General features: G+C 36.1%; 12 protein-coding genes. 10 read left to right on the top strand and 2 right to left on the bottom strand.

What is annotated here, in order from left to right:
* Positions 1–7: 7 nt before the first annotated feature.
* From panD to ACFQZ1_RS06165, 8 genes are all read left to right on the top strand, one after another.
* On the top strand, positions 8–391 hold the full coding sequence (gene panD, locus ACFQZ1_RS06200) for an aspartate 1-decarboxylase (protein ID WP_377881241.1): 384 nt from the start codon (positions 8–10) through the stop codon (positions 389–391).
* A 160-nt stretch (positions 392–551) separates the two neighbouring features.
* Entirely contained in the window at positions 552–3,341 is a 2,790-nt protein-coding gene (gene dinG / locus ACFQZ1_RS06195) for an ATP-dependent DNA helicase DinG (RefSeq protein ID WP_377881239.1), read from the top strand.
* A 351-nt stretch (positions 3,342–3,692) separates the two neighbouring features.
* The gene (locus ACFQZ1_RS06190) at positions 3,693–3,863 is read left to right on the top strand and encodes a YpmA family protein (protein WP_098309380.1); all 171 of its coding nucleotides are present in this window, start codon (positions 3,693–3,695) and stop codon (positions 3,861–3,863) included.
* A 7-nt stretch (positions 3,864–3,870) separates the two neighbouring features.
* Complete coding sequence (locus ACFQZ1_RS06185) at positions 3,871–4,347, top strand: cell wall elongation regulator TseB-like domain-containing protein (RefSeq protein ID WP_377881238.1); 477 nt, start codon at positions 3,871–3,873, stop codon at positions 4,345–4,347.
* Between the two features lie 18 nt (positions 4,348–4,365).
* On the top strand, positions 4,366–5,553 hold the full coding sequence (locus tag ACFQZ1_RS06180; RefSeq protein WP_377881236.1) for a pyridoxal phosphate-dependent aminotransferase: 1,188 nt from the start codon (positions 4,366–4,368) through the stop codon (positions 5,551–5,553).
* A 145-nt stretch (positions 5,554–5,698) separates the two neighbouring features.
* Entirely contained in the window at positions 5,699–6,406 is a 708-nt protein-coding gene (gene dnaD / locus ACFQZ1_RS06175; RefSeq protein ID WP_377881234.1) for a DNA replication protein DnaD, read from the top strand.
* A 15-nt stretch (positions 6,407–6,421) separates the two neighbouring features.
* The gene (nth, locus tag ACFQZ1_RS06170) at positions 6,422–7,078 is read left to right on the top strand and encodes an endonuclease III (RefSeq protein WP_377881233.1); all 657 of its coding nucleotides are present in this window, start codon (positions 6,422–6,424) and stop codon (positions 7,076–7,078) included.
* The gene (locus tag ACFQZ1_RS06165; protein WP_377881232.1) at positions 7,075–7,590 is read left to right on the top strand and encodes a YpoC family protein; all 516 of its coding nucleotides are present in this window, start codon (positions 7,075–7,077) and stop codon (positions 7,588–7,590) included. The genes nth and ACFQZ1_RS06165 overlap by 4 nt, the downstream gene beginning before the upstream one ends.
* Positions 7,591–7,607: 17 nt before the next feature.
* Here ACFQZ1_RS06165 and ACFQZ1_RS06160 read toward each other — a convergent pair whose 3' ends face one another.
* Both ACFQZ1_RS06160 and recU read right to left on the bottom strand, forming a co-directional pair.
* On the bottom strand, positions 7,608–10,205 hold the full coding sequence (locus ACFQZ1_RS06160; RefSeq protein ID WP_377881231.1) for a transglycosylase domain-containing protein: 2,598 nt from the start codon (positions 10,203–10,205) through the stop codon (positions 7,608–7,610).
* Between the two features lie 65 nt (positions 10,206–10,270).
* On the bottom strand, positions 10,271–10,873 hold the full coding sequence (gene recU / locus ACFQZ1_RS06155; protein WP_377881230.1) for a Holliday junction resolvase RecU: 603 nt from the start codon (positions 10,871–10,873) through the stop codon (positions 10,271–10,273).
* A gap of 105 nt (positions 10,874–10,978) precedes the next feature.
* Between recU and ACFQZ1_RS06150 the strand changes: the two genes are divergently transcribed.
* Together ACFQZ1_RS06150 and ACFQZ1_RS06145 are read left to right on the top strand one after the other, a co-directional pair.
* The gene (locus ACFQZ1_RS06150; protein WP_377881229.1) at positions 10,979–11,980 is read left to right on the top strand and encodes a DUF2515 domain-containing protein; all 1,002 of its coding nucleotides are present in this window, start codon (positions 10,979–10,981) and stop codon (positions 11,978–11,980) included.
* 536 nt (positions 11,981–12,516) lie between these two features.
* Positions 12,517–12,759 (top strand): hypothetical protein, encoded by a 243-nt coding sequence (locus ACFQZ1_RS06145; protein WP_377881228.1) that lies wholly within the window; start codon positions 12,517–12,519, stop codon positions 12,757–12,759.
* Positions 12,760–12,764: the final 5 nt, after the last annotated feature.

The raw sequence follows: 12,764 nt of genomic DNA, 5'->3' as shown, positions 1-12,764 counted from the left end.
AGCAACTATGTTTCGCACAATGATGAGAGCGAAGTTACACCGAGCTACGGTAACGGAAGCAAATTTAAATTATGTAGGAAGTATTACAATTGATGAGGATTTAATGGATGCAGTTGGTATTGTTGAAAATGAGAAAGTGCAAATTGTAAACAATAATAACGGTGCTCGTTTAGAAACATATGTTATAAAAGGAGAACGCGGCACAGGGGTAATCTGTTTAAACGGTGCAGCTGCTCGACTCGTTCAGCCAGGCGATAAAGTTATTATCATTTGCTACGGGCTAGTTTCAGAAGAAAAAGTACTAACACATGTTCCGAAAATTGCTGTTTTAGATGACAATAATCAAATTATGGAAATGCTTGGAGCGGAAAAAGCAGGCACAATTTTATAATGTATACAAAAAGCTATCTCTGTGAAAGGGATAGCTTTTCTTGTGTGAAAGCAAAATCATTTCATTTTTCGTATCTTTCCATTAAGATGAGTGAAAACGTGGTATAGTAACACTATAGAAATTTTGATTGTTTGAAAGGTAAGAAATTGAGGTGTCATAGATGAGTAAGCGTTATGTCGTAGTCGATTTAGAAACGACAGGGAATGCCTGGAAAGATGGAAAAGATAAAATTACTCAAATTGCAGCAGTTGTTGTAGAAGATGGAGAAATTCTTGAAATTTTCTCTTCTTTTGTAAATCCTGAACGGGACATTCCACCATTTATTACAGAATTGACGGGAATTGATGAAACACTTGTGAAACAAGCTCCGTTATTCAGAGATGTAGCGCCGATGATTATTGAACTATTACAAGGTTCGTACTTTGTTGCGCATAATGTTCATTTTGATTGGAATTTTTTACAAGAAGAATTACGGCAAGCGGGATTCCTAGAAGTAACATGCCCCAAAATTGATACAGTTGAAATGGCACATATTTTATTGCCGACAGCTGATAGTTATAAATTACGTAATTTAGCAAAAAGATATGGCTTTGATCATGATCAGCCTCATCGTGCTGATAGTGATGCAATGGTAACAGCAGAGATATTTTTACAATTGCTTTCTAAAATAGAAAGTTTACCACTCGTTACATTGCAAGCGTTATATGAATTAAGCGATATGTTCCAAAGTAACATCGGAGACATTATGTCTGTATGTATTTTGAATAAGATGATACATGGAACAGATGATGCGGAAAAATATGATATACATCGAAATATTGCTCTCTGCAAACGCAATTATGCATTGCAGATTGGTGAGGAGAAAATTGCTGACTTTTCTTCTTTTTTAACAGAAGCGACGCAGCGTTTAGCTGAAGTAATGCCGTTTTTTGAAAAAAGAGAAGGGCAGCAGATGATGATAAATGAAGTATACGAAGCGCTTAGGGACTCTCGATTTTCGTTAATTGAAGCCGGAACAGGTACAGGGAAAACACTAGCGTATTTACTGCCTAGTATTTTTTATGCGAAAGAAAAAGAACAGCCGGTAGTCATTAGTACACAAACTGTGCAGTTGCAGCAACAAATTTTAGCAAAGGAAATTCCATTGTTGAAAAAAATAATTCCATTTCCTTTTGAAGTAGCCATGTTAAAAGGAAGGAAGCATTATCTATGTTTACATAAATTTGAGCATGCACTAGGCGAAGTGGACAATCATTATGATGATGCATTAACGAAAGCAAAAATTTTAGTATGGCTTCTTGAGACAGACTCAGGAGATCGAGATGAGTTAAATATTCCAGCCGGAGGAAAGTTTTTATGGGAACGTATTTGCAGTGATGCCCATAGTCCAAACAGTATAAAGAGTGCGTGGTTTAGCCGCTGTTTTTATCAGCGTGCAAAAAATAAAGCATTATTTGCTGATGTTGTAATCACAAATCATACATTGTTATTTCAAGATTTCGTAAGTGAAGAATCATTACTTGTATCATGTGAACATATTATTTTTGATGAAGCTCACCATCTGGAAGAAACGGCAAGTAGAGCATTAGGAGAGCAGTTTTCTTGTATGTATTTTCAACTTATTTTATCGCGTTTTGGTACATTAGAAACATCTGATGTGTTAGCCAAAGTGTACGATATGATGAAACAGTCGCAAATTGCTGTTCGTTCTGAGTTTCAAACGATTAGTCGTACGTTGAAAGAAATCAAGTTTGATGCAGATGAGCTATTCCAAATGCTGCGTACATTTATATTCCAAAGAACAAAGCAAGAACATGCACCTGTAAATATGCCGCTTATGTATCGTTATGATGTAAATAAAGAACGAGGGAAACTTTGGCGCAGTATTGTTGAATTAACGGATCGTTTTCTGCATCAACTAGGCAAATTGCTTATGCTATTAGAAAAACAAGGTGAAATGTTGCAAAGGCAAAATGAATGGGAAATGCATATGATTACGGGGGAGTTTGTGCATCTTATAGAGGTACTTTCTAAGATGACCCATTCTTTACGGAAACTTATTTTAGAAGATACGAGTTATGTGACATGGATGGAAGCAGAAGCGAAAGGAACAATTCATTCGACTATTCTATATGCACAGCCAGTAGATATAAGCGATTTATTTGCAGATCAATTTTTAACCCGCAAGCGAAGTGTTATTTTTACTTCAGCTACTTTAACTGTGAATGATACGTTTGATTATATAGAAGAAGAGCTTGGGTTAGTGGATTTTACACCGAATGCATTAACAATTCCATCACCATTTCATTATGAAGAGCAAGTAAAATTAATGGTTTCAACAGATATTCCGCATATTAAACATGTAAGTGAAGAAGAGTATGTAAGAGCAGTGTCTGAGCATATTATGAAGATCGCTAAAGCTACAAATGGTCGAATGCTTGTTTTATTTACATCATATGAAATGCTAAAACAGACATTTGAAGTATTGAAAAAAGAAGAGGCGCTGGAAGAATTTCTTTTGTTAACACAAAGTGTTCATAATCGTAGCCGTACTCGAATGATTCGAAAGTTCCAGGAGTTTGAAAAATCTATATTATTAGGAACAAGTAGTTTTTGGGAAGGAATTGATATACCAGGAGAGGCGTTAAGCTGTCTTGTAATTGTTCGTCTTCCGTTCACATCACCGCATCAGCCAATGATGCAAGCGAAAAGTGAACGGCTAAAAGAAATAGGCGAAGATTCATTTACAAAAATTGCTTTGCCACAAGCAATTCTTCGTTTTAAACAAGGTTTTGGACGCCTTATCCGTACAACGACGGATACAGGAACAGTATTTGTGTTAGATCGTCGTCTCACCGCATCTTTTTATGGGAAACGATTTCTTCAATCTATTCCGAGCATTCCGTTGTACGAAGGACCGTTAGAAGATTTGCTAGAAAAAATGGAATAAGTAGGGGGCTTCATGCCCCTAATGATGGAAAGTACGTCCGGGCATATGTCAGCAGTTATTACTGTTTCTCTCAAAATCTTGAGGGGGTTTTTTACTACTTGCAAATAGCATGATAAAAACTAACGCCTAAAGCAAATTTGCTTCAGGCGTTACATGTGGGTAGGAGGAAATTTTATTTTTTCTTACATTAAGTATAGAAATACGATGGTTTTCGACTTCAAACCTTTTTTTGAAGAACATGTCCTGCTATAATAAATGGGTGATGAAGCAGGGTTTATAAAGAATGTACTCTTATTGTAACCGCAATGCGTTCTTCTATAATTAGAAATTTTGTGTAACGGAGGAGTTTTTATGGAGAAGAAAATTGAAGTACTATCAACGACGCGTCTTGGATACACGTCTGATTTATACAAGATTGTTGATAGTTTAAATCGAACATTAAAAGAAAAAGATCTGATGTTCGGATTAGCGTTAGACGAAAAAGAAAAAGAGACAGCAATATTTACGATTTACAGAACGTAGTGATACAATGAAAAAGTGGATTTTAACAATATTTATTGTAATCGTTGCTGTTGTTTTATATGGGGTACACATTTATAATACAACGATGGAGAAAAAAGTTCCGAAAGAATCGAAAACAGTTGAGATTGCAAAAGAAAAAGCAAAACTTACCAAAGTAACAACAGTCGATTATTATAACGGTCAAGCTCCATATGAAGTTGTACAAGGTGTGAATGAAAAAGGAGAACAATATATCGTTTGGGTGCCTGAGAAAAAAGGAGATATTTTGGTGCGAAAAGCAAGTGAAGGTATTTCTGAAAAAGATGCGTTGCAAATTGTTTCCAAAGAGAGAAAGCCAAAGCAATTTGTGAAAGCAAAATTAGGCGCTGAAAACAATGTCCCATTATGGGAAGTTACATATATTGATGATGAAAATCGTTACACTTACTATTATCTTGCATTCGAAGATGGTAAGTTTTTAAAACGATACAGCATTGAAAAATAAGTGCAGGGGGAACTCAGGATGAAATTAGCAAAGAGAGTAGCTGCTCTAACACCGTCTACAACGTTAGAAATTACAGCAAAAGCACAAGCGTTAAAAGCAGAAGGACATGATGTAATTGCATTAGGAGCAGGAGAGCCTGACTTTAATACACCAGAGCATATTATAGATGCTGCTCATAAAGCAATGTTAGAAGGTTATACGAAATATACACCAACAGGTGGATTAGCTACGCTGAAACAAGAAATTATTAAAAAGTTTGAGCGTGACCAAGGTATATCTTATGAACCTTCTCAAGTTATTGTATGTAACGGTGCAAAGCATGCTTTATATACGCTGTTTCAAGTATTACTTGATGAAGGTGATGAAGTTATTATTCCAACTCCGTATTGGGTAAGTTATCCAGAGCAAGTAAAGCTTGCAGGTGGTGAACCAGTATATGTAGATGGATTAGAAGAAAATAATTATAAAATCACACCAGAGCAATTGCGTCAAGTGATTACAGAGAAAACGAAAGCCGTAATTATTAACTCACCTAGCAACCCAACAGGGATGATTTATAGCAAAGAAGAGTTGCAGCAGCTTGGGCAAGTATGCTTAGAGCATAACATTTTAATTGTTTCTGATGAAATTTATGAGAAATTAATTTATGGCGATGCAGAGTATATATCAATTGCTGAGATTTCTAATGAATTAAAAGAACAAACTCTTATTATTAACGGTGTATCAAAGTCGCACTCAATGACAGGATGGCGTATTGGTTATGCAGCAGGTAATAAAGAACTTATTAAAGCAATGACGAACTTAGCAAGTCACAGTACATCAAACCCTACTTCAATTGCGCAGTACGGAGCGATTGCTGCTTATGCTGGAGATCAACAACCTGTAGAAATGATGCGCAGCGCGTTTGAAGAGCGTTTGAATATCGTTTATGAGAAACTGATTCAAATTCCTGGGTTCTCTTGCATTAAACCGCAAGGAGCGTTCTATCTGTTCCCGAATGTGAAAGAAGCAGTAGCATTAGCTGGTTATGAAACAGTTGATGAATGGGCAAAAGCATTATTAGAAGAAGAAAAAGTTGCCCTCATTCCAGGAACAGGATTCGGAGCACCAAATAACGTTCGTTTATCATACGCAACTTCACTTGAACAACTAGAGAAGGCGTTAGAACGTATTAATACATTTATGAAAAACAAAATGAAGGGCTAAGCGTAGCTCCTTCATTTCTATAGTTGTTGCTTACCTTAGACAGCTTAAATGATACCTCCCTTTCATATAGGGAGGTTTTTTTGACGAATTGTGCTAAAAAGAAATGTGAAGAGGTGTGTTATACTAGAAAGCGAGGTGTTTGATTATGAAGAAGAAAATCATGTTAGAGTGGTTTGAACAAGGCAGCATTGCGATTCCAAAGTTATTAATGATGCACTATAAAAAACTTGGTTTAAATGAAGTAGAGTTTATGGTATTACTTCATGTGCATACATTTTTAGAATCGGGAAACTCTTTCCCAACACCAGGAGAAATTGCAGAGCGGATGACCATTACGCAAACAAAGTGTATGGAGATTATTCAAACGTTAATTCAAAAAGGTTTTTTAGCGTTAGAAGGAGGACGCAAATCCGCGGCAATGATTTGTGAAAGCTACTCATTACAGCCTCTTTGGGAAAAGATATTACACTTTTTAATGAGTGAAAATATTGAAGAAGAAGAGCGAGAACAAAAACAATTACAAATAAATTTATATACGGTGTTTGAGCATGAATTTGGAAGACCATTATCTCCATTTGAATGTGAGACATTAGCAATGTGGCAAGATCAGGATCATCACGATCCACTTTTAATTCAAAGTGCTCTTCGAGAGGCTGTTATGAGTGGAAAGTTGAACTTTCGTTATATCGATCGCATATTGTTTGAGTGGAAGAAGAACGGAATTAAAACGGTTGATCAAGCGCAGAACCAAGGACGGAAATTTAGAGAAAATCAGCAACGAAATCAGAAAGTATCACACCAAGAAACAAAGTATACAGGAAAAGTGCCGTTTTATAATTGGCTAGAGCAATAATGGTAGGAGGAAAAAATGCTAAACAAAACACAAATTAGACATTGCCTTGATGTAATGGGAGAAATGTATCCAGAAGCGCATTGTGAACTTAATCATGACAACGCATTTGAACTTGTTATTGCGGTAGCACTATCTGCGCAGTGTACAGATGTTCTTGTAAATAAAGTAACAAAAAATTTATTTCAAAAATATAAAACACCAGAAGATTATTTAAGGGTGTCTTTAGAAGAATTGCAACAAGATATTCGTTCTATTGGTTTGTATCGAAATAAAGCAAAAAATATTCAAAAACTATGTCGTATGCTTATTGATGAATATAATGGAGAGGTTCCGCAGGATAGAGACGAGTTAACGAAGTTGCCAGGTGTAGGACGTAAAACAGCAAACGTTGTTGTCTCCGTTGCATTTGGTATTCCGGCCATTGCCGTTGATACGCATGTAGAGCGCGTTAGTAAACGACTTGCCTTTTGTAAATGGAAAGATTCTGTATTAGAGGTAGAGAAGACATTAATGAAGAAGGTACCGACGGAAGAGTGGGGTGTAACACATCATCGTATGATTTTCTTTGGGCGCTATCACTGTAAGGCGCAGCGTCCTCAGTGTGAAGAATGTAGGTTGTTAGAGCTATGTCGTGAAGGTAAGAAACGTATGAGAGAGAAGGAGAAGAAATGAAGCAAGTCCTTGAAATACCCAATGATTTTCGGTATAGTCCTTTTTTCAAAGAAGAGACTGTTATTGAATACAATGCAGAAAAATCATTTGGAGAGCTTTTAAAAGAGACGTGCTTTCTCTTTGATATCGATCAGCGGTATAAGCCTTGGAATGAGATAGAAATGAGCATTTCTACTGTATTAAACTTATGGAAAGAACAAAAAGAAGAGATTTCTATACTATTTCGAAATCGGAACAAAAAAGAAGCAAAAGATCCGATGGTACGCTTTGCAGGACATCTTTTATCGATTTTACACTGGATCAATGGAACGTCTGTTGTCAGTTTAAAGGATATGAATGAACAAATAGAAAGGTTAGAAAAAAAGCCAGTTAACTTCATGGAACGTTTTTTATTTATTACGAAACAGCCAGATCATTATCATTCTTTTATTCAGCTGATACAATTGTATGAAGAGGTAGAAAAGCTATATGTAAAAATAATTATAATAAAAAAGAAGCCATCTTCTCAGTGAAGATGGCTTCTTTTTTATTAATGTGTAGATTGCTGTTGTCCACTCTGATTACCTGTATTTCCACCTTCTGGAGGTGTTGTCGGTGTAGTTGGTGGATTCGGGTTCGGATTTGGGTTCGGATTCGGATTTGGGTTCGGATTCGGATTTGGGTTCGGATTCGGATTCGGATTTGTTCCTTCATCCGGCTTAGTATTTCCATTTTGTTGATTTTGTTTATCCTGTTCGGCTTTCTTAGCAGCCTCATCATCAGCTTTTTTCTTGGCTTCTTCATCGGCTTTTTTCTTAGCCTCATCATCAGCTTTTTTCTGAGTATCATCACTACCAGGTACTACTACTGTTGCAGTTACTGCATCACTCGAGCTGCCACCTTTTTTCGCAACAAGAGAGATGGTATAGGTAACACCAGGTTTTGTACCGCTAATGGTTGCACTTGCGCCACTTACTTTTGCACTACCGCTAGAACCATCACTACCTTTATAGCTTACAGCATAGGATACGTCTGAATCAGATGAGCCAGACCAACTTAACGAAATACTTTGCGATGCAGCATCATATGATGCATTTAGCCCAGTTGGTGCATCAACGTTAATTTTTGGAACATCATCTTTTTTAGCACCTTTAACATAAAGCTCATTATTTACGCGTTCTACACTACTTGGCATTTCAAAGCGAGAATTATCAGATCCAAATTCACTCATCATCGCTTTAAACATACGTTGTGCGATAGTAGCTGTTGATGATTTATTAGCAATATAATTTTCTGGACCATCTTTATCGTACCCGGTCCATACAGCCATTGTATATTGTGGTGTATAGCCAGCGAACCAACTGTCACGGTTTGCTGAGGATGGAATGCCATATTTTCGTAATACTTTGTCATCAAAGTTTGTTGTTCCCGTTTTACCAGCAACGTCTAATGATGGAACATTTGCTGCTTTACCAGTACCAGAATCCACAACACTACGAAGCATATCAGTAATCATATATGCTGTGTAATCTTTCATTACTCGTTTTCCTTTTGGTGTAAAGTTCACTTCTTTGCCATCAGGATATACAACTTTTGTTACGAAGTGTGGTTTATGATATACACCGCCATTTCCGAATGATGCATAGGCACCAGCAAGGTCAAGAGGGGATGCTTCATTACTTCCGATTGCTGTTGATTCATGTACACCATCTTGTCCAAATGTCATACCAAGTCCTTCAGCAAAAGATTGTGATTTATCTAAACCGACTTCTTTAGCAGTTTTCACAGCAGGAACGTTACGAGACTGTGCTAATGCATCACGCATTGACATTGGACCTTTGTGGTCGTTATCAAAATTTCGAACCTCTTGTCCTGTTGAATATTTAAACGGCGAATCGTCAACTTGATGATACGTTGACCATTGTTTATATTCAATAGCAGGGCCGTAGTCAAAAATTGGCTTCATTGTAGAACCCACTTGGCGCTGTAAGTCAACGGCCATGTTATGTCCTTTAAATGTTGCTTTATTTTCACCTCGTCCGCTACCAATTGCACGAACTTCGCCCGATTCCGTATCCATAAATACAAATGCACCTTGGAATTGCTCGTTCGGATAGTTAATAACATCTTCTGTGTTCATTATTTTATCTGCATAGTTCTGTGCTTTTGGATCTAATGTTGTGTAAATAGAAAGACCATCAGAACCGATGTTGACATCTTTAATTTGTGATTCGATTTCTTTTACTGCAGCATCTAAGAATCCTTGGTAAGGCATTTGTGTTGCTTCTTGAGACGGCTGAAGACCTTCCGTTACTGGAATTTTCTTCGCATCTTCCATTTCTTGCTTCGTAATATAGCCATGTCTGTTCATTAAATATAATACTGTGTCGCGTCGTTCTGTTGCACGCTTCACGTTTTCTGGTTTTGTAGGATCATAAATATTAGGTCCTTGTGGTAATCCCGCAAGCATCGCTGCCTCATTTAATTTTAAATCTTTTAGGTCTTTTCCATAGTAATTTTTTGCAGCTGTTGCGATACCATAAGAACGGTTACCTAAGTTAATCTTGTTTAAGTACATTTCTAGAATTTCATGTTTTGAATATTGTTGCTCTAGCTTGTAAGCTAAATACCATTCTTGTACTTTACGTTTTGTTGTTTTTTCCATTGTTAGGAAGTAGTTTTTAATAACTTGCTGTGTAATTGTACTACCACCTTGAGAACCGAAATCTCCAGTTACATTTAAGAAAATCGCTTTTGCAGTACGTCTATAATCAATCCCATGGTGCTCATAAAAGCGTGAATCTTCTGTAGCTAGGAAGGCATTTTCTACTACTTTTGGAACTTGATCATATGTGATTTTCGTTCGCTTTTCAGCGCCATATTCGTATAAGAACTTGCCGTCTTTATCATAAAATTTTGTTGATAATGGAATCTCAAGTTTTGCTTTATCTAATTTTGGAGCATCCTTTATCATAATAAAGAAAGCAGAAACCCCAGCTACTAGTGTCACGATGCCGACTAATAAGCAAGTGATTAAAAATTTACGTAGAAACGAGCCTTTTTTCTTTGGTTTCGCTTTTTTAGGATTTTCTTGCTTCTGTTTTTTAGCTTGTTTTCGTTCTTCACGAGAACGATAATTTTCTGACATTATACTTTCTCCTACCTTTCATTTCCTCCCCAAAAGTCGAAAAATGAGCCTTATTGTTGACTCTATCACGAAAAATAAAGTGTGTCTAGTACGCGAATATAATCAATGCGAGGGTGATAACCGCATGGTAATAAGTATCCACACTCTTCCACTTCCTGTTTTGTAATGGATTTACGTCCACCAGCTTCTTGTCGATTCCAAAATGTAATGACATGTTTTGCTTCTAATAAATAAAATTCATCATAAAGCGTAAATTTAATAATAACAAATGCAATCCCATTATGAGCTAATACTTGTTTCATATGTTGAATTTGATGAAGATGAAAGTTTTGTAATGGAAAGCTTGTTTTATTTTTAGTTTCTTTCGCTTCAAAGTCAATGTATTTGCCTTTGTATACACCGTTGTAATCGGTTGTGGAAGGTTGCTTAAAGTACGCTTCTTTAATCACAGCAGCGCTTCGTTTCGGATAATCGACTTTTACAATTTGAAGAGGAGTGGGCTTTTTATGAACACAAGCAATGTTGTGCGTTAAATAGTACTGATTTGTTTCGTTTAATTCCTCTTCAAGTGACATACCTCTATTACTATAAGTATGTTTTCTTGTAGGCGCATTATGAGTTTGCTGCGTTTCCTTATACTTTCTTCCGTTTGGGTAACGAATGGTCATGGTTTGTCCACTCCAACTTGCATAGAATAACTTACAAAGGTGATTATATCAAAAAAAATGAAAAATAGGCGATTTTTTTGAACATAGAGAAGGGGTGAAAGCATTGTGTTTGCACACAGTGAATATGAAAAAATAAGACAAAAAAGGCAAGTTACTTTTTATACAAAAGAAGAGAAAGAGCTCGTGCATCGTATTGAACAACAAACGCTCCTTGCTAATGCTGATAATATTTCGCGTACGCATGCTTATAAAGAATATTATGAGCACAATAAAGAAATTCGTTGGTCATTTTTAGCCAGTATGATATCTCGAAATGCAGGCTGGAATATGACAGATTTAGAAGGAAAATATTATCCAAAAGTTCTATCCAAGGAGATCCGTAAACAGTTATTTCTTACATATGAACGTTCAAATTGGCTTATTTTTTTAGACGCATATCCCCAGCTGTTATTGTATGAGTATAGTAAACAAATGCAAAAACCTCTGTTTCATTTGTTGCAAATATTTTCTGTTTCTATATTTATGGAAGTAGAATGGAATTATTTTTGGAATCAAAAAAATGAGGATAGACTTATGAAGGCTCTCATAATTAATGAACAACATATTATCCAAAAGCCGGTAATTGAGCATCCTTTTTATCAAAAGCATGTATTTCAAACATTATTGTTCAAATTTCAAGAATTGTTTCATTTTAGTGCGGCGATATTTCCGACAGTTACTGGAAAATTATATGGATTCTCTGTACATCAGTTCGAAACACTAACAAAGAGAATTGAGCTAGGGAAACGATTAGCATGGTTATTATTTCATCCAACTTATAAGGATTTGTTTTATACCTTCTCCTCTCAAACAGTTCATACAGGGTCAAGGTTAGATTATGAACAATACTTCCTTACTTTTAAGGAACAACATACGCCTCAGCTTCGCGATGTATTTTCTGTTATCTCACATCATCGTGATGCAGGGAAAGATTGGTTTCATTCAGGAATGAATATAGAGGAATTATTTTTGTTTGAAGAACCAAAAATAAATATTGATATTACAGAATGGTTTTTACACAAACAGAAACAATTACACGTGTTTGCTTCAATTAACAGTCTTTTTTAAAAGAATTTAATATTCATGATATAATAAAAAAATCCCGCTCTATGAAAAGCGGGAAGAGAGTTAAACTAGCTGTAAGAGTTCGATTGGTTTAACTAACCATCAATGGAAAAAGGTAACCATTGATGGATGTTTTACTTTACCCCGCTCAAACGGTTGGTAAGAAGTGAGAGCGGGGAGGAAAGCAAACCAAGCGTAAGAGTCCGATTGGTTCAACTAACTTTTCATGGAAGAAAATCTTTTCCATGAAAAGAAGTTTCACTTTATGTAGCAGGGAAATTTGGTCCATCCAATTTTGGATTTCCTGTTTCTGGTTTGTTTCGTTTGTTTTGAGTTTGAGTTTGTGTTTTCTTATCTTCATTTTTGTTTTTAGCCATTGTCAACACCTCCCTTTCGTATTGTTGCCACTTTCATAAACTTCATACAAAAAATCACTTTCTTTGCCGAATTAAAACTAGTTTTGTCAAGCGTGCAGGAGCGAAAAAGGAGCTGTCGAATTAACATGACAAACGGAAGGCAAAGAGGGAGGCGTTTTGAAGATGAAAATGGTTCAGAAAGATGATGTAATGAAAAAAATGGATCAGCTATTAAATACTCTTGATTTGCTTGAAATGAACGTGTCGCTGAGAGTTAATCATGCGCTTAAGGATAAAAGAGAATTTGTTGCTAATAAAGCAGAGATAATGGAAATGCATATAAAGCATATGGAAACGAAATTATTGCATCATGAAGAGAAAGGGAATTGGGTACAAACGTTTCAAGTAGTAGCAGTTAGTATATAAGTAGG

Origin of the sequence: Bacillus sp. CGMCC 1.60114 (genome assembly GCF_042676365.1) — a bacterium.
Classification (GTDB): domain Bacteria; phylum Bacillota; class Bacilli; order Bacillales; family Bacillaceae_G; genus Bacillus_A; species Bacillus_A rhizoplanae_A.
The sequence above is the reverse complement of the archived record's forward strand: the minus strand, read 5'-3'. Positions and strand labels throughout refer to the sequence as shown.

Coding starts and splice junctions, on each gene's coding strand:
- panD (WP_377881241.1), top strand. CDS start 8: ATGTTTCGCACAATGATGAGAGCGAAGTTACACCGAGCTACGGTAACG.
- dinG (WP_377881239.1), top strand. CDS start 552: ATGAGTAAGCGTTATGTCGTAGTCGATTTAGAAACGACAGGGAATGCC.
- ACFQZ1_RS06190 (WP_098309380.1), top strand. CDS start 3,693: ATGGAGAAGAAAATTGAAGTACTATCAACGACGCGTCTTGGATACACG.
- ACFQZ1_RS06185 (WP_377881238.1), top strand. CDS start 3,871: ATGAAAAAGTGGATTTTAACAATATTTATTGTAATCGTTGCTGTTGTT.
- ACFQZ1_RS06180 (WP_377881236.1), top strand. CDS start 4,366: ATGAAATTAGCAAAGAGAGTAGCTGCTCTAACACCGTCTACAACGTTA.
- dnaD (WP_377881234.1), top strand. CDS start 5,699: ATGAAGAAGAAAATCATGTTAGAGTGGTTTGAACAAGGCAGCATTGCG.
- nth (WP_377881233.1), top strand. CDS start 6,422: ATGCTAAACAAAACACAAATTAGACATTGCCTTGATGTAATGGGAGAA.
- ACFQZ1_RS06165 (WP_377881232.1), top strand. CDS start 7,075: ATGAAGCAAGTCCTTGAAATACCCAATGATTTTCGGTATAGTCCTTTT.
- ACFQZ1_RS06160 (WP_377881231.1), bottom strand. CDS start 10,205: ATGTCAGAAAATTATCGTTCTCGTGAAGAACGAAAACAAGCTAAAAAA.
- recU (WP_377881230.1), bottom strand. CDS start 10,873: ATGACCATTCGTTACCCAAACGGAAGAAAGTATAAGGAAACGCAGCAA.
- ACFQZ1_RS06145 (WP_377881228.1), top strand. CDS start 12,517: ATGAAAATGGTTCAGAAAGATGATGTAATGAAAAAAATGGATCAGCTA.